The sequence below is a fragment of the Mesorhizobium sp. BH1-1-4 genome, from assembly GCF_020165665.1.
In the GTDB taxonomy this organism is placed as follows: Bacteria; Pseudomonadota; Alphaproteobacteria; order Rhizobiales; family Rhizobiaceae; genus Mesorhizobium.
Genome location: NZ_JAIUIN010000015.1, coordinates 1 through 22,316 on the forward strand (window position 1 = coordinate 1; position 22,316 = coordinate 22,316).

Annotated in this window: 23 protein-coding genes and 1 tRNA gene; 19 read left to right on the forward strand and 5 right to left on the reverse strand. The window is 63.7% G+C overall.

The window, feature by feature from the left end:
• Nucleotides 1-37: 37 nt before the first annotated feature.
• Nucleotides 38-505, reverse strand: coding sequence for an Hsp20 family protein (locus tag LB569_RS22060; RefSeq protein WP_140704381.1), 468 nt, complete (start codon nt 503-505; stop codon nt 38-40).
• 499 nt (nt 506-1,004) lie between these two features.
• On the opposite strand from LB569_RS22060, the gene LB569_RS22065 reads away from it, so the two are divergent.
• The 4 genes from LB569_RS22065 to LB569_RS22080 all read left to right on the forward strand — a co-directional run bounded on the left by LB569_RS22065 (nt 1,005) and on the right by LB569_RS22080 (nt 3,533).
• The gene (locus LB569_RS22065) at nt 1,005-1,982 is read left to right on the forward strand and encodes an alpha/beta fold hydrolase (RefSeq protein ID WP_140704379.1); all 978 of its coding nucleotides are present in this window, start codon (nt 1,005-1,007) and stop codon (nt 1,980-1,982) included.
• Nucleotides 1,983-2,147: 165 nt separating this feature from the next.
• Entirely contained in the window at nt 2,148-2,303 is a 156-nt protein-coding gene (locus LB569_RS22070; RefSeq protein ID WP_181173637.1) for a hypothetical protein, read from the forward strand.
• A 3-nt stretch (nt 2,304-2,306) separates the two neighbouring features.
• Nucleotides 2,307-2,537, forward strand: coding sequence for a DUF1127 domain-containing protein (locus tag LB569_RS22075; RefSeq protein ID WP_140704377.1), 231 nt, complete (start codon nt 2,307-2,309; stop codon nt 2,535-2,537).
• Nucleotides 2,538-2,702: 165 nt separating this feature from the next.
• Nucleotides 2,703-3,533, forward strand: a complete 831-nt coding sequence (locus LB569_RS22080) for a helix-turn-helix transcriptional regulator (RefSeq protein ID WP_224694084.1) — start codon at nt 2,703-2,705, stop codon at nt 3,531-3,533.
• Nucleotides 3,534-3,545: 12 nt separating this feature from the next.
• Here the strand turns inward: LB569_RS22080 and hisN are convergent, their stop codons facing one another.
• Complete coding sequence (gene hisN, locus LB569_RS22085) at nt 3,546-4,319, reverse strand: histidinol-phosphatase (RefSeq protein WP_224694085.1); 774 nt, start codon at nt 4,317-4,319, stop codon at nt 3,546-3,548.
• 311 nt (nt 4,320-4,630) lie between these two features.
• Complete coding sequence (locus LB569_RS22090; protein ID WP_224694086.1) at nt 4,631-5,572, reverse strand: N-formylglutamate amidohydrolase; 942 nt, start codon at nt 5,570-5,572, stop codon at nt 4,631-4,633.
• A 163-nt stretch (nt 5,573-5,735) separates the two neighbouring features.
• On the opposite strand from LB569_RS22090, the gene cpdR reads away from it, so the two are divergent.
• On the forward strand, nt 5,736-6,098 hold the full coding sequence (gene cpdR / locus LB569_RS22095) for a cell cycle two-component system response regulator CpdR (RefSeq protein ID WP_006199474.1): 363 nt from the start codon (nt 5,736-5,738) through the stop codon (nt 6,096-6,098).
• 115 nt (nt 6,099-6,213) lie between these two features.
• Nucleotides 6,214-6,288, forward strand: a tRNA-Val gene (locus LB569_RS22100).
• Nucleotides 6,289-6,385: 97 nt separating this feature from the next.
• Here LB569_RS22100 and LB569_RS22105 read toward each other — a convergent pair.
• Both LB569_RS22105 and LB569_RS22110 read right to left on the reverse strand, forming a co-directional pair.
• Nucleotides 6,386-6,592 (reverse strand): hypothetical protein, encoded by a 207-nt coding sequence (locus tag LB569_RS22105; RefSeq protein WP_224694087.1) that lies wholly within the window; start codon nt 6,590-6,592, stop codon nt 6,386-6,388.
• A gap of 234 nt (nt 6,593-6,826) precedes the next feature.
• The gene (locus LB569_RS22110) at nt 6,827-7,981 is read right to left on the reverse strand and encodes a dihydrodipicolinate synthase family protein (protein WP_224694088.1); all 1,155 of its coding nucleotides are present in this window, start codon (nt 7,979-7,981) and stop codon (nt 6,827-6,829) included.
• Between the two features lie 242 nt (nt 7,982-8,223).
• Between LB569_RS22110 and LB569_RS22115 the strand changes: the two genes are divergently transcribed.
• The 13 genes from LB569_RS22115 (at nt 8,224) to LB569_RS22170 (ending at nt 22,241) form a co-directional block, all read left to right on the forward strand.
• Nucleotides 8,224-9,276 (forward strand): LacI family DNA-binding transcriptional regulator, encoded by a 1,053-nt coding sequence (locus LB569_RS22115; RefSeq protein ID WP_140704367.1) that lies wholly within the window; start codon nt 8,224-8,226, stop codon nt 9,274-9,276.
• Nucleotides 9,273-9,401, forward strand: a complete 129-nt coding sequence (locus tag LB569_RS31855) for a hypothetical protein (RefSeq protein ID WP_263494935.1) — start codon at nt 9,273-9,275, stop codon at nt 9,399-9,401. The genes LB569_RS22115 and LB569_RS31855 overlap by 4 nt, the downstream gene beginning before the upstream one ends.
• Nucleotides 9,398-10,999 carry an acyl CoA:acetate/3-ketoacid CoA transferase gene (locus tag LB569_RS22120; RefSeq protein ID WP_224694089.1) on the forward strand — a complete coding sequence of 534 codons (1,602 nt, stop codon included), beginning with the start codon at nt 9,398-9,400 and terminating at the stop codon, nt 10,997-10,999. The genes LB569_RS31855 and LB569_RS22120 overlap by 4 nt, the downstream gene beginning before the upstream one ends.
• Nucleotides 10,992-11,768 (forward strand): enoyl-CoA hydratase/isomerase family protein, encoded by a 777-nt coding sequence (locus tag LB569_RS22125; RefSeq protein WP_224694090.1) that lies wholly within the window; start codon nt 10,992-10,994, stop codon nt 11,766-11,768. Before LB569_RS22120 ends, LB569_RS22125 begins: the two co-directional genes overlap by 8 nt.
• Before the next feature lie 17 nt (nt 11,769-11,785).
• Entirely contained in the window at nt 11,786-13,297 is a 1,512-nt protein-coding gene (locus tag LB569_RS22130; protein ID WP_224694091.1) for an aldehyde dehydrogenase family protein, read from the forward strand.
• A gap of 58 nt (nt 13,298-13,355) precedes the next feature.
• Nucleotides 13,356-14,609 (forward strand): ABC transporter substrate-binding protein, encoded by a 1,254-nt coding sequence (locus tag LB569_RS22135; protein ID WP_140704359.1) that lies wholly within the window; start codon nt 13,356-13,358, stop codon nt 14,607-14,609.
• Nucleotides 14,610-14,699: 90 nt separating this feature from the next.
• Complete coding sequence (locus LB569_RS22140) at nt 14,700-15,650, forward strand: carbohydrate ABC transporter permease (protein ID WP_140704350.1); 951 nt, start codon at nt 14,700-14,702, stop codon at nt 15,648-15,650.
• Nucleotides 15,647-16,591, forward strand: a complete 945-nt coding sequence (locus LB569_RS22145) for a carbohydrate ABC transporter permease (RefSeq protein WP_140704348.1) — start codon at nt 15,647-15,649, stop codon at nt 16,589-16,591. The genes LB569_RS22140 and LB569_RS22145 overlap by 4 nt, the downstream gene beginning before the upstream one ends.
• Before the next feature lie 4 nt (nt 16,592-16,595).
• Nucleotides 16,596-17,711 carry an ABC transporter ATP-binding protein gene (locus tag LB569_RS22150; RefSeq protein ID WP_224694092.1) on the forward strand — a complete coding sequence of 372 codons (1,116 nt, stop codon included), beginning with the start codon at nt 16,596-16,598 and terminating at the stop codon, nt 17,709-17,711.
• A 67-nt stretch (nt 17,712-17,778) separates the two neighbouring features.
• Nucleotides 17,779-19,293, forward strand: a complete 1,515-nt coding sequence (locus LB569_RS22155) for a GMC oxidoreductase (protein ID WP_224694093.1) — start codon at nt 17,779-17,781, stop codon at nt 19,291-19,293.
• A 214-nt stretch (nt 19,294-19,507) separates the two neighbouring features.
• Complete coding sequence (locus tag LB569_RS22160; RefSeq protein WP_224694094.1) at nt 19,508-20,269, forward strand: 3-ketoacyl-ACP reductase; 762 nt, start codon at nt 19,508-19,510, stop codon at nt 20,267-20,269.
• A gap of 12 nt (nt 20,270-20,281) precedes the next feature.
• Complete coding sequence (locus LB569_RS22165; RefSeq protein ID WP_224694095.1) at nt 20,282-21,910, forward strand: GMC family oxidoreductase; 1,629 nt, start codon at nt 20,282-20,284, stop codon at nt 21,908-21,910.
• A 13-nt stretch (nt 21,911-21,923) separates the two neighbouring features.
• Nucleotides 21,924-22,241, forward strand: coding sequence for a Dabb family protein (locus LB569_RS22170; protein WP_224694096.1), 318 nt, complete (start codon nt 21,924-21,926; stop codon nt 22,239-22,241).
• Nucleotides 22,242-22,316 lie beyond the last annotated feature (75 nt).

A 22,316-nucleotide genomic window follows, 5' to 3' on the forward strand; every position in this document is an offset into this window, starting at 1 on the left:
GCCCCCCCGCTTCCGTCTCGGGAGGAGACTTTAGGAGTTACGCAGCGGTCTTGGCCTCGATCTGCTTGGCCTTGGCCGGAGCCGAGGTGATCGCGATCTTGCGCGGCTTCAATTCCTCGGGAATGTTGCGCTTGAGGTCGACGAAGAGCAGGCCGTTCTTCAGCGCGGCGCCGACGACTTCAACGTGATCGGCAAGCTGGAAGCGGCGCTCGAAGGACCTGGAGGCGATACCGCGATAGAGCAGCTCGGAGCCTTCGCCGGTGCCCTCGTCCTTGCGCTCACCCTTTACGGTCAGCACATTGCGATGGGCTTCGATCGAGATCTCTTCATCCGAGAAGCCGGCAACCGCCATCGAGATGCGGTAGGAATCCTCGCCGGTGCGCTCGATGTTATAGGGAGGATAGGTCTGCGCGCCATCGGGCTGCGCGAGCGAATCCAGCATCGTGAAGAGACGGTCGAAGCCGACGGTCGAACGGTAAAGCGGGGAAAAATCAACGTGACGCATGAGGTGTTCTCCTGTTGAGCAACATGGTTTGCGTATGGCCGGTGCGAAACCCGTGAGCGGCGTTTCGGCTGGACCAGCGGCCCCGACATTGGCGGCCGCAGGAGACATTTGGGAAGCGGACTGAGCCATTTCAAGATTTTTGATTGGCGGCGGATCCGTCTGTTCGCTCGTGCTCCGGTGATCCCTGATGAACGGCAGATGAACCGGCGCTTCGGTCCGCGTTCAGACAGAAGCCGGTATGGTCCAGTCAACTTCAAGGACTAGCGGCGCTGGAAATCTGACTTCCCATGCATCCGCAACGAGGCCGAACCGGGTGTTAACGTCCCTTCCTCCCGGATCGACAGGGGCCGGAAGCACGCCTTCGAGCGGCTTCCGGCCTTCCCCGTTGCCGGTCTTGCCGCACCCGGAATTCCTTTGCTTTTGACGCATTGGCGTCTATCACCTTGACGGGCCGGCCCTATCAGGCGGGCACCCGAAGACGCCAAGCACGAAGCGCCGAATGACGGACCTTTTCCACGACACACCCTTTTTTCACGAAGTCGAGGGCAATCCGCGACCGGAAAACGCCACGGGCGGCTTCTTCACCACGCGCGACGGCAAGAAGATACGTTATGGCCTGTTCGCGGCGGTCGCGCGTCCAATGCGTGGCACAGTGGTGCTGCTCGGCGGCCGCAACGAGTGTATCGAGAAATATTTCGAGACCATCCGCGACCTCGCCGCCCGCGGCTTCGGCGTCGCCACCCTCGACTGGCGCGGCCAGGGCGATTCCGACCGGCTGATCCGCGATCGCCAGCGCGGCTATGTCAGGTCGTTCCGCGACTATACGGCTGACCTGGAGCAGTTCTTCGAGGAGATCGTGCTGCCGGACTGCCGTGGCCCCTACTACATCCTCGCCCATTCCGCCGGCGCGGTGATCACGCTGCTTGCAGCGCCGTCGATGGTGAACCGCGTGCGGCGCATGGTGCTGATCGCCCCGTTCCTGACATTGCCCGACCTGCCCGTCTCGATCAGGACGGTGCGCCGGGTCTGTTCGGTTTTCTGCGCCCTGGGGCTTGGCTGGCTCTATGCCGCCTGGGGTCCACGGCCAAGACACACGCTGCCCTTCGAAGCCAACAAGGTGACGTCGGATCCGCAGCGCTACCGCCGCAACACGCGCATCTATGAAGAATATCCGCAACTGGCGCTCGGCGGCCCGACGATCCGCTGGCTGCAGGCGGCGGCGAAGGCGTCGGAAGCCATCAGCGACCCCGACTTCATGGCCCGCATCCAAGTGCCGCTGCTGATCATCGCCGCTGGTGCCGACCAGGTCGTCTCGACCAAGGCGGTGGAAACATACGCCAGAAATCTGAGGCTCGGTTCGCTGTTGATGATCGACGGCGCCAAGCACGAGATCCTGCAGGAAGTCGACCTCTACCGCGAACAATTCCTCGCCGCCTTCGACGCCTTCATCCCCGGCTCGGACGACCCAACGGCCTGACCGGTGCCGCGGCATCTCCACAGGCCGGCATAGCTGACACCCCGTTGTCAGGAAGAGCGCACCAGCCGACCCCTCGGCAGGCAAAGTGCTAAAGATTCTGACAGCCCCCGCCGCCCCGGAATGCTCATCTGTCCGCGTCGAATTGAACGCCAAGGAGATGAGATCATGACCGAGAAAACCTGCGCCGCCTGCGATTGCCAGCTCGATGCCAACCCGATCCGGGTCAAGGTCGGCGGCAAGACCGTCGAAGTCTGCTGCGAGGAATGCGCGCAAGCGCTGAACGAAGCCGGCGCCTCGGCGGCCGGTGCAGGCGAGGATTGAGCAATGTGTGCCGACTACACAGCAGCGCAGCGCCTGGCCGGCGCGGCGCCGGCAGCACGCGCCACGACCATGCGGCGGTCCTTGCAAGCCCAATGCGTCGCGGCGGCGAGATGGTTCGGCTGCCAGATGGAGAAACGAAGAAGCCGCCTCGCCTTGCTCGAAATGAGCGATGAACAGCTCAAGGACATCGGGCTGTCGCGCGGCCAGGCCTATGCGGAATTCAGGCGGCGCTAACAAGAAGCAAGAGCAGGTCGCCGTTTTCAATGAAAAGCGACCTGCTCTTGGGATTGAGAAGCGCCTGTCGAAGAAGTCTCCTGACAGGATTGGGCAGGCCGCTTGCGTAAACTGCCATCCGCAATTCCGGATTCGTTTCCGGCATGAGGGACGAGCGCAACGGCCATGTCGCAATTCACGGTGCAGCCGCTTCTGGACACCGGTACCGTCCGGGTGAGGGACGTCGTCTGCAGCGGCACATGCCGTCACAGGAGCGATGAGGAATGCACTGGCGCCACGCATCTGGTGTTTCCCTATCGCGGTGTCTTCGTGCGCCATGTCGGCCGCAACGACGCGGTCGCGGAAGCCAACCAACTGCTGTTCTTCAACGAGGCCGAGCCTTATCGGGTCAGCCACCCCGTCGAGGGCGGCGACGCCTGCCTCGATCTCGTCATCGAGGAAGGCCAGTTGCGCGAGCTGGCGCCGAAGGAGCAGCTGCGCTTCGGCGGCATGCTGGCGTTTCGGCGCCAGCGCCGGCGCATCGATCCGCGCGCACAGGCGCTGGTGGCGCTGCTGCGCCACGGCCTGAGCCGCAACGTCGCCGAAACGCTGGAGGCAGAGACGCTTGCGCTGACTCTGGTGCGGCGCTCGCTCGGCGAGCGCACCTCGCATGTCGCGGGCGCCAGCCCGGGCAGGCAGAAGCTGGTCGACCGCGCCAAGCTCGTTTTGTCTTCGGACCTGTCGCGACGTTGGACGCTGGCCGGGATTGCCGCCGAGGTCGGCGTCTCGCCGGTCTACCTGACGCAGTTGTTCCAGCAGGTCGAGGCCATGCCGCTCTATCGCTATCATCTGCGCCTGCGGCTGGCGCGTGCGCTCGACCTGCTTGGCCGCTACGACAATCTGACCACGCTGGGCATGGATCTCGGCTTCTCCAGCCACAGCCATTTCAGTGCGGCATTCAAGCAGGCCTACGGGCGCACGCCGGCGGAATTCCAGCGTTCGATACGACCGCGCTGACCAGTGGCGATATCAGCCGCGCAGCGCAGCCATGGCGGCGGCATGAAGCTCCGGTGTCGCGGCCGCCAGCACATCGCCACCATTCTCCGCCGGGTCGCCGTCGAAAGTGGTGACGACACCGCCGGCCTTCTCGATGATCGGGATCAGCGCGACGATGTCATAGGGCTTCAATCCAGGATCGGCGACGATGTCGACGCTGCCCGAGGCGATCATGGCGAAGGCGTAGCAATCGGCGCCATAGCGGGCGAGCTGGATCTGCTTCTCAAACGCATCGTAGCGCGTGCGCGCCTCGCCCCTGAACAGCGCCGGCGTGGTGGTGAACAGCGTCGCCTCGTCGAGCCGGGTCGTCTTGCGGGTCGTCAGCTTGCGCCGCCCGCCCGGCCCCTCATAGTGCGAACCCGAGGCATTGGCGTAGAACAGCTCGCCGGTGAAGGGCTGCGCCATCATGCCGGCGACCGCGTCGCCATCGACCGTCAGCCCGACCAGCGTCCCCCAGACCGGCAAGCCGGAGATAAAGGCGCGCGTGCCGTCGATCGGATCGATCACCCAGACATGCCGGCTGGAAATGTTCTCGCTGCCATGCTCCTCGCCCAGAATGCCGTGGTCGGGATACTCGGCCGATATCAGCGCCCTGATGGCGCGTTCCGCTTCGCGGTCGGCCTCGGTGACCGGGTCGAAACTGCCCTTTTCCTTGTTGGCGACCGCGCCCTGGGCGCGAAAGCGCGGCAAGGTCTCGGCCGCCGCCGCTTGCGCGATACGGCGCATGAAATCGATGCTGATGTCCAATTGATTCTCCCGCGTTGCGGCGTGCCCGAGCCGGCCATGCCGCGACTTTCCCACCAAAACAAGCCGGTTTATCGATTTATCCGCCGCAATAACTGTTGCCAGAATGTCACGCGAACGTCATCGAGATGCAATTTCCACATCACTCTGAATTAAAAAACCTGTGATCGCTTGACATTTGTGCGCTGCACAATACCCTCAGCCTCGGACAGGGTTTCCTGTCCATGCCCTCCTTGGGCGTTTCCTCCCTAGACTTCGACCGTATCGTGCAAACGATGCGGTCTTTTTTTAAGCCGAGAGCCCGGCTGCGAGTTTTATTCGGCCGCCAGCGGCAGGTCGATGAAATGATGGTCCGGCATTGCCATCAGATCGGCTGAAAATCGCGTCAGGTCGTCGGCCAGCGCGTCGAAGCCCGCCCCCTTCTCGAATGTCCGCTCATTCATGTAGAGCCCACGATTGACCTCGATCTGCAGTGCGTGCAGGTGGCGCGCCGGACGGCCATAGTGCTCGGTGATGAAGCCGCCGGCATAAGGCTTGTTGTGGGCAACGGTATAACCCATCGCGGTCAGCAGGCCGATTGCGGTCTCGGTCAAGGCCGCGGTGGCCGAGATGCCGAAACGGTCGCCGATGATAAAATCCGGCCGCAGCCCGCTGTCGCCGACCCGGATGCTCGCCGGCATCGAATGGCAGTCGATCAGCACGGCAAAGCCGAAACGGGCATGGGTCCTGGTCAAAAGCCGCTTCAGCGTTTCGTGATAGGGCTTGTAGACGGCCTCGATGCGTCCGACCGCCTCGGCGAGCGGCAAGCGGCCCGCATAGATGTCGAGCCCCTCGCCCACCAGCTTCGGCACGGTGCCGAGCCCGCCGGCCACGCGCACGGAGCGGATGTTGCAGAAGGACGGCACCGGCTCGGCGAACATGCGCGGGTCGAGTTCCCAGGGCTCGCGGTTGACGTCGAGATAGGCACGCGGGAAATTCGCCGCCAGCATCGGCGCGCCGAGCGCCACCGCGCCGCCGAACAGCTCGTCGACATAGCAGTCCTCCGACCGGCGGATGGCGTTGCGATCGAGCCTCGCCATGGCAAGGAAGCGTTCGGGATAGTAGCGGCCGCTATGCGGCGAGTTGAACAGGAAGGGGACGCGCTGCTCGGCGCCCGACCGGATTTCGAAGGGTGGAAAGACCGAAAAATCCTCGGCTGCCGTCTTCAATTTGAACGAACCCGAAAACACCAGTGCATCATGGCATGAAACTGCCACCTTGCTGGCCGCGTGTCCAGCATTTCGCCGCGCGCCTGGCCTTGCCAAATGCGGATAATGCTTCGCCGCGTTCACTTGATGTTTACCGTCACCTCCTCATATACAGGATGGTTAACGGGCTGCCCCGGCGGCAGGCTCGGGCGGGTGATTCGGACGGGATATCATGGCACGCATTCTTCTGGCGGAAGACGACGACGATATGCGTCGGTTCCTCGTCAAGGCGCTGGAACGCGCCGGCTACCAGGTCAGCGATTTCGACAACGGCGCCAGCGCCTATGAGCGGCTGCGCGAGGAACCGTTCTCGCTGCTTTTGACCGACATCGTCATGCCCGAGATGGACGGCATCGAACTGGCGCGCCGCGCCACCGAGATCGACCCCGACCTCAAGGTCATGTTCATCACCGGTTTCGCCGCCGTCGCGCTGAACCCGGATTCGAAGGCGCCGAAAGACGCCAAGGTGCTGTCCAAGCCCTTCCACCTGCGCGATCTCGTCAACGAGGTCGAGAAGATGCTGCAGGCGGCCTGAGCCGCCTTCCGCAAGCCGCCGGCGTCAGTCCACGGTCTGCTGTGAGACGACGTGTTTTCCTCTTTTCCTGCTATTGACGCGCCGGACCAAAAATGGTGTATGCGCGGCTTCGGATGGGCGTGTAGCTCAGCGGGAGAGCACTGCATTGACATTGCAGGGGTCACAGGTTCAATCCCTGTCACGCCCACCATCCAGATCCAAGCCGGCTGAGTAGATGAGATAGGGCAGTAGGGCCCTGGCCGCTGCTTCGCGCCCCGATTTCCCCACTGCCCTATTCCCTCATCGAATCATTGCGGTGTCGGATCAGGCGTATTGCCCGGCCTGTCATGCCCGCCATTGCCGTCGCGGCAAGGCGTGTCGCCGACGCCGCAGCATTTGCCATGGTAGGTCAGGTTCGGCTTCAGATTATCGCAGTCCCTGGTGTTGGTCGTCTTGCAGCCGCCCAGCACCGAAACGGCGATGGCGGCCAGAAGGACGCTTCTCGAGATAGTCATATAAATTTCTCCTCAATGGATCGTGTTGGTACACGCCGCTGGGTCGCATCCAGGGAGAAAATGGTTCAACGCGGCTGCGAATTTTCAGATCAAGCACTCGGCGGCCAAGCGTCTCGGGGCGTGCGGGATTCGATCGTCATCCATCGGAGCGCTCGCGCTACCGATGCGATCAGCGGGTTTTGCGAGGGTCAGCCACAACGCTCGAGTGGCTGGCTACGGGCAAACCTGTACCGCTCAGACGCCCGCGACCGCGCAGAGGCTCTTCATCCTGGCAATCGCCATGTCCGGATCGGCCAGCAAGCCTGCCTGGTCGGCGAGGCGAAAGACTTCGGCATAATGGCGGATGCCGCGCGCCGACTGCATGCCGCCGACCATCGAAAAATGGTTCTGGTGGCCGTTGAGCCACGCCATGAAGACGATGCCGGCCTTGTAATATTCGGTCGGCGCCTCGAAGATTTTTCGTGACAGCGGCACCGTCGGCGCCATCAGCGCGTCGTAGCCGGCACGATCGCCGTCAGCCAGCTTCGCCAGCGCCGCATTGGCAACCGGAGCGATCGCGTCGAAAATGCCGAGCAACGCGTGCGAATGCCGCTTGCCGTCTCCAGCGATCAGTTCGGGATAATTGAAGTCGTCGCCGGTGAACATCACCACGCCGTCCGGCAGCCGGCTCCTGAGCGCGACCTCCTTGCCTGCATCGAGCAGCGATATCTTGATGCCTTCGACCTTGTCGGCGTGCCGCTCGATGATGGCAACCACCGTATTGAGCGCGGCCTCGAAATCGTCGCTGCCCCAATAACCCTTCAAGGCCGGGTCGAACATGTCGCCCAGCCAGTGCAGGATGACCTTGCCGGAGGCCTGGCCCAATATGCGGTCGTAGACCAAGGCATAGTCGTCCGGGCCCTTGGCGACGGCGGCGAGCGCGCGGCTGGCCATCATGATCGTCTTGCCGCCCTGCCCTTCGATGAAAGCGAACTGCTCCTCATAGGCGGCGATCACATCGTCCAGTGTCCTGGCCGACGCCGGCGCCAGATGGTCCGTGCCCGCGCCAGAGGCGAGATCGGCGCCGGCGACGCTGCGCGCCTCCGCGATCGAACGGCGGATCAGTTCTTTTGCATTCGTCCAGTCGAAACCCATGCCGCGCTGCGACGTATCCATGGCCTCGGCGATGCGGAAGCCGAGCCGCCACAGATGATGACGAAACGTCATCGTCCTGTCCCAGTCGACAACGGGCCGCGACCACGGATCGGTCATTCCCAGAGGATCGGCAACCACATGCGCGGCGGCAAAGGCGATGCGCGGGAACCGCGCGCCGATGTCTGGCTTGACGGGCTGTCCGACAAGCGCGTAGCGGCTGCTGCGGCCACCCTCGCCAGGCAAGGCAATATCCATCGATCTCTCCCTTGGGTCGCGCCTAATAAATGGAACGTTCCAATAAATCAAGAGCCTTTAAGATTCGAAGCGCGACGCAGCACCATTGCTGCGTCGCAAACCAAGCGCCTTGACCTGCATGGTGTTAGAGCACGGATGATCGCCTGTTCCGATGGAGAAAGAAACCCAATTGACTCACCCATGGCCCAGTGATTAGAACGTTCCAATAAATTTGATCGAGAAAACCGGAAGGAGACATCGGGATGGCCAGCCGGGCCAAGGCGACGATCTTCGACATTGCCCGCGAGGCAGGCGTGTCCAAATCGACGGTGTCGCTCGTGCTTCAGGGCAGCGGGCTGATCCGTCCCGAGACCGCGGTCAAGGTTCGCAAGGCGATCGAGGATGTCGGCTATGTCTACAACCGCGGCGCCGCCAATTTGCGCAAGGCCCATTCCAACGTCATCGGCATGGTCATCAACGATCTCACAAATCCGTTCTTCGCGGAACTGGCGGTTGGCATGGAGCGCGTCTTCCAGTCGGCCGGCATCGTGCCGTTCATCGCCAATACGGCGGAGAATCCGGTGCGCCAGGAAGAGGTCCTGAAATCCCTGATGGAGCAAGGCGTCGCCGGCCTCATCGTTTCGCCGGCGCGAGGCACCACGCCAGGCGCCTTCCGGCGGCTGGAGTTGGCGGGCGTGCCCGTCGTTTTCGCCATGCGCCGCTTGCCGGAAAGCCGCATCCCGGTGATCACGCCCGATAATCATCGTGGCGCCTATCTCGCCACCGCTCATCTTATCGGTAAGGGGCATCGCCGCCTGGCCTTCTTCGGCGGCTCGTCCGACCTGGTGGTCTACCACGAGCGCTTGGGCGGCTTTCATGAGGCCTGCGAGACGCTCGGCATCGCTGCCCGCGACGCTCTGGTCATCGAGGGCGAGACCAACCGCAAGGGCGGCATGGCTTGCCTGGAAACCTCGTTTGCATTGGCCGAGCCGCCGACTGCGGCGCTCTGCTTCAACGATGCCGTCGCCTTCGGCGCCATGCTGGCGCTGCGCAAGCGCGGACTCGAGCCCGGCGCGGATTTCGCCGTCGTCGGCTTCGACGATGTGGTCGAGGCCGAACACTATGTGCCGGCGCTGACCAGCGTCGCGGTCAACACCGCCGGCCTCGGCGAACGCGCCGCTCATGTCATGCTCAAGATGATCCAATCGCGCACCACGCGCGCCGAGGACCATATCGGCGCCGTCAATCTCGTGGTCAGGGAAAGCTGTGGTCCGGATCGCCGCACGCGGAACCGGCCCGCGGGAGGCGCGGTATGAGCATCAAGTGGCGTCTGAGTGGCGCCGGCACGATCCGGCCGCTCGCCAGGGCCGAGGCGGCATTGCAATCGGGCAATTTCGCCAGAGCCTTCAAGATCGACCCGAAACTCGGGAGCATGAATTGAGCAAGGTCGTTTCATCGGCGCAGGCAGCCAGCCTGATCAAGGACGGCATGGTCGTCTCGGTCTCGTCGTCGAGCGGCCTTGGCTGTCCCGACGCCGTGCTCTCTGCCATCGGCGAACGCTTCGACAGCGAAGGCCATCCGAAGGACATCACCACGCTGCACCCGATCGCCGCCGGCGACATGTATGGCATCAAGGGCATCGATCATCTGGCCAAGCCCGGCCTGTTGAAGCGCACGCTGTGCGGCTCCTATCCGTCCGGCCCCTCGTCCGCCGAACCGCCGCAGATCTGGAAGATGATCGGCGACAATTCGGTTGCCGCCTATAACGTGCCGTCCGGCATCCTGTTCGACATGCATCGCGAAGCAGCCGCCAAGCGGCCGGGCGTGCTGACCAAGATCGGGCTCGACACTTTCGCCGACCCACGCCACCAGGGCTGCGCCATGAACGACGCGGCGAACGAGCCGATCGTCTCGGTGCAGCAATTCGACGGCGAGGAGTGGCTCTATTTCCGCGCCATCGTCCCTCACATTTCGATCATCCGCGCCACCACGGCGGACGAGCGCGGCAACCTGACCTACGAGCATGAGGGCGCCTATCTCGGCGGCCTGGAACAGGCGCTCGCCGCTCGCAACAATGGCGGCATCGTCATCGCGCAGGTCAAGCGCGTCGTCGAGAACGGCACGCTGAAGCCGCATGATGTGCGCGTGCCCGGCGTGCTGGTCGATCATGTCGTGGTGGCGCCGGACCAGTTGCAGACGACGCTGACGCCCTACGATCCCGCAATCTCAGGCGAGATCTTCCGGCCGCTGTCGAGCTTCCGCAATGCCGAGATGAACGTCCAGAAGGTGATCGCGCGCCGCGTCGCCATGGAGCTGCGCGACGGCATGGCCGTCAACATCGGCTTCGGCATCTCGGCCAATGTGCCACGCATCCTCCTGGAGGAAGGCCAGCACGGCAAGGTCACCTGGGTGATCGAACAGGGTGCCGTCGGCGGCGTGCCGCTGCTCGACTTCAAGTTCGGCTGCGCTTCCAACGCCGAGGCGATCATGCCATCGCCGCATCAGTTCATTTATTTCCAGGCCGGCGGCTTCGACGCCTCGCTGTTGTCCTTCCTGCAGATCGACCGCCATGGCTCGGTCAACGTGTCCAGGCTTTCGGCGCGGCCGCATGTCACCGCCGGGGCCGGCGGCTTCGTCGACATCACGGCGCGGGCGAAGAAGATCGTGTTTTCCGGTTTCTTCAATGCCGGCGCCAAGCTGTCGCTCGCCAATGGCGGCATCCGCATCGACGCGGAAGGCAAGGTCAAGAAGATCGTCGAGGCGGTCGAGCAAATCTCCTTCTCGGGTAAGCGTGCAGTCGCGCAGGGACAGGACATCACCTATGTCACCGAGCGCTGCGTGATGAAGCTGACGCCGGACGGGCTGATGGTGACGGAACTGGCGCCTGGCATCGACCTCGAGCGCGATGTGCTTGGTCAAGCCGAGTTTCCGCTCAATGTAGCCAACGACCTCAAGGTGACGCCGGCCGCGCTCTACCAGGATCGGCCGATCGGCCTGTCGCTCAATGGCGGCGCCGCGCTCGGAGGCGCGCATGGCTGAACGCCTCGTCACCTTCGAGCAGGATGGCGCCATTGGGGTCATTACCTTGCGCCGGGCGGAAAAATTGAACGCGCTCGACGTCCCGATGCTGCGCGCGCTGGAAGCGGCGCTGGATGAGGCGGAAAGCGCCGAAGGCGTGCGCGTCGTGCTTCTGCGCGGCGAAGGCAAGGGATTTTGCGCCGGCGGCGATGTCGAGGCCTGGGGCGGCATGAATGCCGCCGATTTCCAGGTGCAATGGGTGCGCTATGGCCATCGGGTCTTCGACCGGCTGGCACGGCTGCGGCAACCGACCATCGCCGTTCTGTCCGGCCATGCGCTCGGCGGCGGGCTGGAACTGGCCGTCGCCTGTGATTTTCGTGTGGCGGAAACCCAGGTGAAGCTCGGTTTTCCCGAAACTTCGATCGGCGTCGTCCCCGGCTGGTCCGGCACACAACGCGCGGTGCGCCGCTTCGGCGCGCAGACGGTGCGTCGCATGGCTCTCGGCGGCGAGATTTTCCTGGCCGCCGAAGCACTTGCGCTAGGCATCGTCGACCGCGTCGTCGAGACCGGCAAGGCGTCGGATGAAGCCAGGGCCTGGGCCGAAAAGATCGCCCAGCGCGGCCCGCTGGCGACCGAAGCCGCCAAGCTGATGATCGCAGTTGCCGAAGGCGAGGAAAGCGCTGCCGCCACCGAAGCCCTTGCCAGCGGCTTCATTGCGCTCACCGGGGATCTCAAGGCCGGCGTCGACGCCTTTAAGATCAGGCAGAAGCCCGTCTTTTCGCGTTCCTAGGACAGAGTGGAAATCACATGAATGCAGCTCTGAAGATTTCCATGCCGGCCGAGGCTGCCGCCGCGCCCAAAGCATACAAGCTGCTGATCGACGGCAAGCATGTCGATGCCCGCGACGGCCGAGTGCTGGAACGCAGGAGCCCCGGCCACGGCTTCACCGTCTCACATTATGCTCAAGCCGGCGAGGCTGAGGTGGAAGCGGCGATGCAGGCCGCGCACAAGGCGTTCGAAACCGGCCCTTGGCCCCGCATGAAGGCAGCCGAGCGTGCCGCGATCCTGCTCAAGGCCGCGGACCTGATGGAGGCGCGGCTGGAAGGGATCGCCCGGCTCGATGCGCTGGAATCGGGCAAGCCGATCGCCCAGGCGCGCGGCGAGATCGGCGGCGCCGTCGACATCTGGCGCTATGCCGCCTCGCTTGCCCGCACGCTGCACGGCGAGAGCTACGCCAATCTCGGCGATACCATGCTGGGCGTCGTGCTACGCGAGCCGATCGGTGTCGTCTCGATCATCACGCCATGGAATTTTCCGTTCCTGATCGTCAGCCAGAAACTGCCCTTCGCGCTCGCCGCCGGCTGCACGGCGGTGGTCAAGCCGAGCGAGATGACATCTGCTTCGACCTTCGTACTCGGCGACATCCTGATCGAGGCCGGCCTGCCCGCCGGCGTCGTCAACATCCTCGCCGGTCTGGGTAGCGATGTCGGCGCGCCGATGGTCAGCCATCCCCTGGTCGAGATGGTTTCGTTCACCGGCTCCACCCGTGTCGGCAAGATGACCATGGCCTCGGCCTCGAATTCCCTGAAGAAGGTCTCGATGGAGCTCGGCGGCAAGAACGGCCAGATCGTCTTCCCCGACGCCGATCTAGCCGCCGCCGCCGATGCAGCGGTGTTCGGCGGCTTCTTCAATGCCGGCGAATGCTGCAATGCCGGCAGCCGGCTGATCGTGCACGAGGCGATCGCCGACGATTTCCTGGCTGCCGTGAAGGCGTTGGCGGCCAAGGTAACGGTTGGCGATCCGCTTGACGACCTGACCAAGGTCGGCGCGATGATTTCGTCCGACCATCTGGCCAAGGTGACCGAGTATGTGAAGGCAGCCGCGAGCGACGGCGTCAGCATCTACAGCGGTGGCGCGCAACTTCCCTCCAATGCCGGCCACTATCTCGACCCGACGATCTTACGCAACGTCACCGAAAACATGGCCGTCGCCCGCGAGGAAGTGTTCGGGCCGGTGCTCTCGGTGCTGACTTTTGAAACGATTGAAAAGGCGTTGCACATCGCCAACAACACGCCCTATGGTCTCTCGGCGGGTGTGTGGAGCGCCAGCATCGACACCTGCATGTCGGTGGCGCGGGGCGTGCGTTCGGGGACGGTCTGGGTGAACACGTTCATGGAAGGTTATCCAGAACTGCCGTTCGGTGGCTACAAGCAGTCGGGCCTGGGCCGCGAACTCGGCAAGCGCGCCGTCGAGGACTATACCGAGGAAAAGACAATCCAGTTTCATCGCGGCCAGCGCACCGGATGGTGGGTCGGCTGAGTTGGGAAGAACCCGGTGGGCTGCCACCGGTCGTGTAATGCAACAAGGGAGGAAGTACATGTTGCGCAAACTGCTTATCGGAACGGCGCTCGCATCGGGCCTGGCTTTCGCGGCCCATGCGGAAGACGTCAAGGAAGTGCAGATGCTGCATTGGTGGACGTCGGGCGGCGAAGCCGCCGCCCTCAACGTGCTCAAGGGCGATCTCGCCAAGGAAGGCTATGCCTGGAAGGACGTGCCGGTGGCCGGCGGCGGCGGCGATGCCGCCATGACCGCCCTGAAGGCGATGGTCGCGGCCGGCAACTACCCGACCGCCTCGCAGATGCTCGGCTATACCGTGCTCGACTATGCAGCGGCCGGCGTCATGGGCGATCTCACCGAGACGGCGAAGAAGGAAGGCTGGGACAAGTCGGTTCCGGCCGCCCTGCAGAAATTCTCCGTCTATGACGGCAAGTGGGTGGCTGCTCCGGTCAACGTCCACTCCGTCAACTGGCTGTGGATCAACAAGGCGGTGATGGACAAGATCGGCGGCACCGAGCCGAAGACCTTCGACGACTTCATCGCCCTGCTCGACAAGGCCAAGGCGGCCGGCGTCACCCCGCTCGCGCTTGGCGGCCAGAACTGGCAGGAAGCCACCATGTTCGATTCCGTCGTGCTGTCGACCGGCGGGCCGGAGTTCTACAAGAAGGCGATGAACGACCTGGACGATGAATCGCTCAAGTCCGACACGATGAAGAAGTCGTTCGACAACCTCGCCAAGCTCGTCACCTATGTCGACCCGAACTTCTCGGGCCGCGACTGGAACCTCGCCACCGCCATGGTCATCAAGGGGGATGCGCTGGTGCAAGTCATGGGCGACTGGGCCAAGGGCGAATTCCATGCCGCCAACAAGACTCCGGGCACCGACTTCCTCTGCTACCGCTTCCCGGGCACCGACGGCTCGGTGATCTACAACTCCGACATGTTCGGCATGTTCAACGTCCCGGACGACCGCAAGGCTGCCCAGGTCGCCCTGGCCACCGCCACTCTGTCGAAGAGCTTCCAGTCGGCCTTCAACGTCGTCAAGGGTTCGGTTCCGGCCCGCACCGACGTGCCTGACACCGACTTCGACGCTTGCGGCAAGAAGGGCATCGCCGACCTGAAGAAGGCCAATGAAGGCGGCACGCTGTTCGGCTCGCTGGCCCAGGGCTACGGCGCGCCTCCGGCTGTCGCCAATGCCTACAAGGACGTCGTCTCCAAGTTCGTCCACGGCCAGATCAAGACCTCGGACGAAGCCGTGACCGAACTGGTCAAGGCGATCGACGACGCCAAGTAAGCGTTACGCACCAAAACACCTTCCCCGCTCTGGCGGGGAAGGTTCCCGGTCTCTGAGGCCGATCGGCCGGAAGCCGACGGGAGGACCCCCATGAGCAGTGTAGCGACAACCCAGATCAAGCTGACGCCGGAACGGTCACGCGCCTCGGTGCGCTCGCGCCTGCAGGATGCCTTGCCCAAGATCGTGCTGGCGCCTAGCTTCGCCATCACCATCGTCTTCGTCTACGGCTTCATCCTGTGGACGATCTATCTGTCCTTCACCAACTCCAAGACCTTCCCCTCCTACGCCATTACCGGCGGGCGCGCCTATCAGCGATTGTGGCGCTGGACCTTCGACACCGACCCGCCATCGAGCTGGTACACGTCGATCACCAATATGGGCATTTTCGGCTTTCTCTACATCTTGATCTGCCTGGCGCTCGGCCTGTTCCTGGCCATCCTGCTCGACCAGAAGATCCGCGGCGAAGGCGTGCTGCGCCCGATCTACCTCTACCCGATGGCGCTCTCCTTCATCGTCACCGGCGTCGCCTGGAAATGGTTCCTCGACCCAGGTCTCGGCCTCGAGCAGACGCTGCATCAATGGGGCTGGACGAGCTTCCATTTCGACTGGATCAAGAACAAGGATTTCGTCATCTACACGGTGGTCATCGCCGGCGTCTGGCAGGCTTCCGGCTTCATCATGGCGATGTTCCTGGCCGGCCTGCGCGGCATCGACGGCGAGATCATGAAGGCGGCGCAGATCGATGGCGCCACCACTTTCCAGCTCTACCGCCGCATCGTCATTCCGCTCTTGCGGCCGATCTTCCTGTCGGCCTTCATCGTGCTCGCGCACCTTGCCATCAAGTCGTACGATCTGGTGGTGGCGCTGACCAGCGGCGGACCCGGCGGCTCGGCCTGGCTGCCGTCCAATTTCATGTATGAATACACCTTCAAGCGCAACGAAATGGCGGTCGGCTCGGCAAGTGCCGTGATCATGCTGATGACCATCGTCGCCATCATCGTGCCCTATCTCTATTCCGAACTCAGGGAGAAGCCGCGATGAGTGCTGTCGCCACTCCCGCCCGCCCGTCCTCCGGCGGCATGAACGTCAAACTCGTCAACCGCATCGTCATCTACGGGCTGCTGGCGCTGTTCGCGCTGTTCTACCTGATGCCGCTGTTCGTCATGCTGGTGACCTCGTTCAAGACCATGGACGAGATCCAGAACGGCAACATGCTGTCGCTGCCCAAGGCGCCGACCTTCGCCCCCTGGCTGAAGGCCTGGGGCGAGACCTGCGTCGGCCTCACCTGCGCCGGCATCAAGGGCTATTTCTGGAACTCCATCAAGATGGTGGTTCCGGCCGTGCTGATCTCGACCATGCTGGGTGCGCTGAACGGCTACGTCCTGACCAAATGGCGTTTTCGCGGCGCGACGCTGGTGTTTGGGCTGATGCTGTTTGCCTGCTTCATCCCGTTCCAGTCGGTGCTCTTGCCGATGGCGACGATCCTGGGCAGCCTCGGCCGCTTCGGCGTGACATTGCAGAACACCTTCGGCACCAGCTTCGGCCTCGGCAATCCGACGGTCAACCTGGTCTTCGTCCACGTCGTCTACGGCATCGGCTTCACCACCCTGTTCTTCCGCAACTATTACGAGGCGTTCCCGACCGAACTGGTGAAGGCCGCGCAGGTCGACGGCGCATCGTTCTTCCAGATCTTCCGGCGCATCATGCTGCCGAACTCGATGCCGATCTTCGTCGTCACCGTGATCTACCAGTTCACCAACATCTGGAACGACTTCCTGTTCGCCTCCGCCTATGCCGGCACCGGCGACGCGATGCCGATGACGGTGGCGCTGAACAACGTCGTCAACACCTCGACCGGCGTCGTCGAATACAACGTCAACATGGCGGCGGCGATGATCGCCGCACTCCCCACCCTTCTCGTCTACGTGCTCGCCGGCCGCTATTTCGTGCGTGGCCTGATGGCGGGCGCGGTCAAAGGATAACCCAATGGCTTTTCTGGAAATTGATGGTCTGAGGAAGCGTTTCGGCCAGGTCGAGATCCTGAAAGGGATCAATCTCGAGCTGGAAAAGGGCGGCTTCCTTGTGCTGGTCGGTCCTTCCGGCTGCGGCAAGTCCACCCTTCTCAACACCATTGCCGGACTGGAGACGATCACCTCGGGCGATATCCGCGTCGACGGCCGCACCATCACCGATCTTCACCCGTCCAAGCGCGACATCGCCATGGTGTTCCAAAGCTACGCGCTCTACCCCAACATGACGGTGGCCGGGAACATCTCCTTCGGCATGGAGATGCGCGGCGTGCCGGCGGAAGAACGCCAGAAGGCGATCGACAAGGTAGCCAAGGTGCTGCAGATCGGCCATCTGCTGAACCGCAAGCCGAGCCAGCTCTCCGGCGGCCAGCGCCAACGCGTCGCCATGGGCCGGGCGTTGGTGCGCGACCCCAAACTGTTCCTGTTCGACGAGCCGCTTTCCAATCTCGACGCCAAGCTGCGCGTCGACATGCGAATCGAGATCAAGCGTCTTCACGCAACCACGGGGACGACGATCGTCTACGTCACCCACGACCAGATCGAGGCGATGACGCTGGCGACCAAGATCGCCGTCATGCGCGACGGCGAGGTGCAGCAATTCGGCACGCCGGCCGAAATCTACAACAACCCGAGCAATGTCTTCGTCGCCGATTTCATGGGCTCGCCGGCGATGAACCTGATCCCGGCGACCATTGGCGGCAATGGCGGCGATCTGGCCGTCGTGCTCGACCGCGAGGCCCGCCAGCCGATCACCTTGCCGATGGCCAACGCGCCGGCCGGATTGTCGGCGTTCAAGGGCAAGCCGGTCATCTTCGGCGTTCGCCCGGAGGCGCTCACCGATCCGGAAGGCGCCGAACGCAACGCCTCGCAAATCGCCACCGCCGATTGCCATATCGAGGTGGTGGAGCCGGCCGGCTCCGACACTTTCGCCGTCACCAATCTCGGTGGCAAAGGCGTGGTGGCGCGGCTGCGCGCCGATGCCAACATCCAGCCGGGCACCAACACCCCGCTGGCCTTCAACCTGACCAAGGCGGTGTTCTTCGACCCGGCGACCGAGAGCCGTATTCGCTGATGCCTGTCGCCCAAAAGTGGGTCCGGTTTTGGGACAACGACATGCATCAAAACGAAGACCTTTAGACATGGCAAACCCGGATATCGTCATCATCGGCTCCGGCATCGGCGGCGCCACGATCGCCTCCGGTCTGGCCGGCAGCGGCGCCTCCATCCTGATGCTGGAGCGTGGCGAACCCTTGCCGGCAACGCCGCACGCGCGCGACACACGCTCGATCTTCGTCGACGGGCACTTCCGGCCAAAGGAGATGTGGCGCGAGGCCGGCGGCACCGCCTTCAACCCCGGCAATTACTACTATGTCGGCGGCAATTCGAAATTCTTCGGCGCGGTGCTGATCCGCTACCGCAAAGAGGATTTCTCCGACATGGAGCACTTCGGCGGCGTCTCGCCGGCCTGGCCGTTCTCCTATGACGAATTCGAACCCTGGTATTCCAGGGCCGAGCAGTTGTTTCGTGTGCGCGGCACGCTCGGCGAAGACCCGACCGAGCCGTTCCACTCGATTCCCTATGCCTTCAAGCCGGTGCCCGACGAGGCGCCGATCGCGCGCGCCCGCGCCGAACTCAAGGGGCTCGGCCTGCATCCGGCCTCGCTGCCGCTCGGCGTCGACATCGACACCTGGCTCAGGGAAGGCAGGACCGGCTGGGACGCGTTTCCCAACACCGGGCAGGGTAAGATGGATGCCCAGACCGCACCGCTGGCGGCGGCACTGACCGATCCGGACATCAAGCTCGAAACCGGCGCCTATGTCGAATATCTGGAGACATCACCGGACGGCAAAACCATCTCGGCGGTTCACTACCGCCAGAACGGTGAGCCGAGGAAAGTCGCGCCGAAACTGGTCATACTGTCGGCCGGTGCGGTCAATTCGGCGGTCATCCTGCTGCGCTCGCCCTCGCCCGGTAATACCAAGGGGGGAGGCAAAGGCCTTGCCAACCGCTCGGACCAGGTCGGCCGCAATTTCATGAACCACAATTCCAGCGCCATGCTGGCGATCGATCCGCGCCGCAGGAACGATTCCGTCTACCAGAAGACGCTGATGCTGAACGATTACTATCTCTCGGATGGCAAGGGCGGCAAGCCGCTCGGCAATGTCCAGCTTCTCGGCAAGATCGACGGCAACATGCTCAGGGCCAACGTGAAACGAGTGCCGAAATTCGCGCTCGATTACATGGCCGGCCACGCCGTCGACTGGTACCTGATGTGCGAGGACCTGCCCGATCCCGAAAGCCGCATCATGGTCGACGGCAAGGACATCGTCATGCAATGGCGGCGCTCCAACATGCAGTCGCTCGACGGGCTGAGCAAGGTGATGCGCGAGAATTTTCGCGCCTGCGGGTATCCTATCGTGCTGTCCCGGCCCTTCGACAAGCGCACGCCCTCGCACCAGTGCGGGACGGTGAAGATGGGCGACGACCCGGCGACGTCGCCGCTCGATCCTTTCTGCCGCGCCTTCGATCACCCGAACCTGTTCGTCGTCGACGCCAGTTTTCTGCCGAACTCGGCGGCGGTCAATCCGGCGCTGTCTATCGCCGCCCAGGCGCTGCGGGTGGCGGACCATATCCGCAAGGTGGAACTTGCATGATGAAAGGTCAGCGCCGCCCCTCATCCGCCTGCCGGCACCTTCTCCCCGTGAAGGACGGGGAGAAGGGACTTGGCCGCAACGCCGGCGACCTTTTTGCAGCGCTGGCGATTGGCGAAAGCGGCGATGACGGCATCCTTCTCCCCGTCACTAAACGGGGAGAAGTGCCCGGCAGGGCGATGAGGGGCAGCGCCTACGTCCGTAAGGCTAGTTTCCAATGACCCGCCCCGCGGCTATCGTCACCGGCGGTGCGCGCGGTATCGGGCTGGCCTGCGCTGAGGCGCTCGCCGACGCCGGCTTCGATATTCTTGTCGCTGACCTTGCCGACAAGCCTGCCGACCGGCTTGCGGAAAACCTGGCCGCGCGTGGCGCGAAGTTTGCCTACGCCCAATGCGACATCGCCGATCTTTCCAGCCACGCCTCCTTGGTCGACACTGCCACGCGCGCCTTCGGCCGCATCGATTGCCTCGTCAACAATGCCGGCATCGGCGCCATCGTGCGGGGCGACCTGCTGGACCTCAAACCAGATAATTTCGACCGCGCGCTGGGCATCAACTTGCGTGGCACCGTCTTCCTCAGCCAGGCCGTCGCCAAGGCAATGCTGCGCCAACCCAGCGATCATGCGAAATCGATCATCACCATCACCTCGGTCAGCGCCGAGATGGCCTCTCCGGAACGCGCCGAATATTGCATGTCGAAGGCCGGGCTTTCCATGTGGGTGAAGAACCTGGCGCTCAGGCTCGCCCCGGAAAATATCGGCGTGTTCGAACTGCGGCCCGGCATCATCCGCACCGACATGACGGCGGGCGTGACCGCCAAATACGATGCGCTGATCGACAGCGGCCTGGTGCCGGCGAAACGCTGGGGCGAAGCCTCCGACATCGGCGCCATGGTGGCGGCACTCGCTGCCGGCAGACTGGGCTTTTCGACCGGCTCGATCATCAATGTCGACGGAGCGCTTTCCGTGCCCCGGCTGTGAGTGGATGAGACCATGACCGACTACATCATCGTGGGTGCCGGTCCGGCCGGCTGCGTGCTGGCCAACCGGCTGAGCGAGGATCCCTCCAATTCCGTGCTGCTGCTCGAAGCCGGCGGCAAGGACTGGCACCCCTATATCCATATGCCGGCCGGCTTCGCCAAGATGACCAAGGGCATTGCCTCCTGGGGCTGGTCGACCGTGCCGCAGAAGCACATGAAGGATCGCGTCTTTTGGTACACGCAGGCCAAGGTGGTCGGCGGCGGCTCCTCCATCAACGCCCAGATCTACACGCGCGGCAATGCGCGCGACTACGACGCCTGGGAGAAGGAGGAAGGGCTGGCCGGCTGGGGCTATCGCGACGTGCTGCCCTATTTCAAGCGCGCCGAGAACAACCAGCGCTACGCCAACGATTTCCACGGCGACCAGGGCCCGCTCGGCGTGTCGAACCCGATTGCGCCGCTGCCTATCTGCGAGGCCTATTTCCGCGCCGGCCAGGAGATGGGCATTCCCTTCAACCCGGATTTCAACGGTGCTGCCCAGGAAGGCGTCGGCTATTACCAGTTGACCCAGAAGGATGCCCGGCGCTCCTCCGCCTCGGTCGCTTACTTGAAGCCGATCCGCGATCGCAAGAACCTCACCGTCAGGACAGGCGTGCTGGTCACCCGCATCGTCGTCGAGAAAGGCCGCGCCATCGGTGTGGAGATTGTCGACAGACCCGGCGGCGAGACAAACATCCTGCGCGCCGACCGCGAGGTGATCGTCTCGTCCGGCGCCATCGGCTCGCCGAAGCTGTTGATGCAGTCGGGCATCGGCCCGGCCGACCATTTGAAATCGGTCGGCGTCACGCCGGTACACGACCTGCCCGGCGTCGGCTCCAACATGCAGGACCATCTCGACCTGTTCGTCATCGCCGAATGCACCGGCGATCACAGCTATGACAATTACGCCAAGCTGCACCGCACCGCCTGGGCCGGCCTGCAATATCTGCTGTTGAAGAAGGGACCGGTGGCCTCCAGCCTGTTCGAGACCGGTGGCTTCTGGTACGCCGACCCGACGGCCGCCTCGCCCGACATCCAGTTTCATCTTGGCCTCGGATCCGGCATCGAGGCCGGCGTGGAGAAATTGAAAAACCCCGGCGTCACCTTGAACTCGGCCTTCCTGCGGCCGCGCTCGCGCGGCACGGTGCGACTGAAAAGCGCCAACCCTGCCGACCATCCGCTGATCGACCCCAACTACTGGTCCGATCCCTACGACCGCGCCATGTCGCTCAAGGGGCTGCGGCTGGCGCGCGAGATCATGCGGCAGAAGGCGCTTGCCCCCTACGTCATGCGCGAAGTGCTGCCTGGCCGCTCGCTCGCCAGCGACGACGAGTTGATCGACTATGCCTGCCGCACCTCCAAGACCGATCACCATCCGGTCGGCACCTGCCGCATGGGCCATGACGAGATGGCCGTGGTGACGCCGGATCTCAGGCTGCGCGGTATCGAGGGGCTGCGCGTTTGCGACGCATCGGTGATGCCGCGCGTCCCCTCCTCCAACACCAATGCGCCGACCATCATGGTCGGCGAAAAGGGCTCGGACCTGATCCTCGGCCGCGAGCCGCTGCCGCCGGCGGTGTTTTCGGGAAACCGGGCTGCTTGAAGGAAATATGAAGATGATCCGCCACTGTGTCTTCGTCAGGTTTCGCAACGATGTCCCCGACAGCGAACGCAAGGCAATCCATGCCGACCTCGAAGCGCTGCGGCAGGTGATCGACGGCATGGACACCGTCCAGTCCAGCGCCAATGTCAGCCCCGAGCCGTTCGCGCGGGGTTTCAGCCATGGCTTCACCATCGATTTCCGCGACGCCGCGGCGCGCGACGCCTATCTCGTGCATGAGGCGCATCAGCGCGCCGGGGCACGGCTGGTCGCGGCACTCGAAGGCGGCACCGAAGGATTGATGGTCTTCGATCTCGACCTTACGAAAAAGTGACCGCCGGCCTTTCGAAAGCCGGCTGATCGCTGTTCTCTTTTGCCGACAGGGCGACATATCGTTCCTTTGGGGGCA

What these genes read in the sequence shown, in the direction of transcription:
- LB569_RS22060 (WP_140704381.1), bottom strand. Translation starts at nt 505, where the DNA reads ATGCGTCACGTTGATTTTTCCCCGCTTTACCGTTCGACCGTCGGCTTC.
- LB569_RS22065 (WP_140704379.1), top strand. Translation starts at nt 1,005, where the DNA reads ATGACGGACCTTTTCCACGACACACCCTTTTTTCACGAAGTCGAGGGC.
- LB569_RS22070 (WP_181173637.1), top strand. Translation starts at nt 2,148, where the DNA reads ATGACCGAGAAAACCTGCGCCGCCTGCGATTGCCAGCTCGATGCCAAC.
- LB569_RS22075 (WP_140704377.1), top strand. Translation starts at nt 2,307, where the DNA reads ATGTGTGCCGACTACACAGCAGCGCAGCGCCTGGCCGGCGCGGCGCCG.
- LB569_RS22080 (WP_224694084.1), top strand. Translation starts at nt 2,703, where the DNA reads ATGTCGCAATTCACGGTGCAGCCGCTTCTGGACACCGGTACCGTCCGG.
- cpdR (WP_006199474.1), top strand. Translation starts at nt 5,736, where the DNA reads ATGGCACGCATTCTTCTGGCGGAAGACGACGACGATATGCGTCGGTTC.
- LB569_RS22105 (WP_224694087.1), bottom strand. Translation starts at nt 6,592, where the DNA reads ATGACTATCTCGAGAAGCGTCCTTCTGGCCGCCATCGCCGTTTCGGTG.
- LB569_RS22110 (WP_224694088.1), bottom strand. Translation starts at nt 7,981, where the DNA reads ATGGATATTGCCTTGCCTGGCGAGGGTGGCCGCAGCAGCCGCTACGCG.
- LB569_RS22115 (WP_140704367.1), top strand. Translation starts at nt 8,224, where the DNA reads ATGGCCAGCCGGGCCAAGGCGACGATCTTCGACATTGCCCGCGAGGCA.
- LB569_RS31855 (WP_263494935.1), top strand. Translation starts at nt 9,273, where the DNA reads ATGAGCATCAAGTGGCGTCTGAGTGGCGCCGGCACGATCCGGCCGCTC.
- LB569_RS22125 (WP_224694090.1), top strand. Translation starts at nt 10,992, where the DNA reads ATGGCTGAACGCCTCGTCACCTTCGAGCAGGATGGCGCCATTGGGGTC.
- LB569_RS22130 (WP_224694091.1), top strand. Translation starts at nt 11,786, where the DNA reads ATGAATGCAGCTCTGAAGATTTCCATGCCGGCCGAGGCTGCCGCCGCG.
- LB569_RS22135 (WP_140704359.1), top strand. Translation starts at nt 13,356, where the DNA reads ATGTTGCGCAAACTGCTTATCGGAACGGCGCTCGCATCGGGCCTGGCT.
- LB569_RS22140 (WP_140704350.1), top strand. Translation starts at nt 14,700, where the DNA reads ATGAGCAGTGTAGCGACAACCCAGATCAAGCTGACGCCGGAACGGTCA.
- LB569_RS22145 (WP_140704348.1), top strand. Translation starts at nt 15,647, where the DNA reads ATGAGTGCTGTCGCCACTCCCGCCCGCCCGTCCTCCGGCGGCATGAAC.
- LB569_RS22150 (WP_224694092.1), top strand. Translation starts at nt 16,596, where the DNA reads ATGGCTTTTCTGGAAATTGATGGTCTGAGGAAGCGTTTCGGCCAGGTC.
- LB569_RS22155 (WP_224694093.1), top strand. Translation starts at nt 17,779, where the DNA reads ATGGCAAACCCGGATATCGTCATCATCGGCTCCGGCATCGGCGGCGCC.
- LB569_RS22160 (WP_224694094.1), top strand. Translation starts at nt 19,508, where the DNA reads ATGACCCGCCCCGCGGCTATCGTCACCGGCGGTGCGCGCGGTATCGGG.
- LB569_RS22165 (WP_224694095.1), top strand. Translation starts at nt 20,282, where the DNA reads ATGACCGACTACATCATCGTGGGTGCCGGTCCGGCCGGCTGCGTGCTG.
- LB569_RS22170 (WP_224694096.1), top strand. Translation starts at nt 21,924, where the DNA reads ATGATCCGCCACTGTGTCTTCGTCAGGTTTCGCAACGATGTCCCCGAC.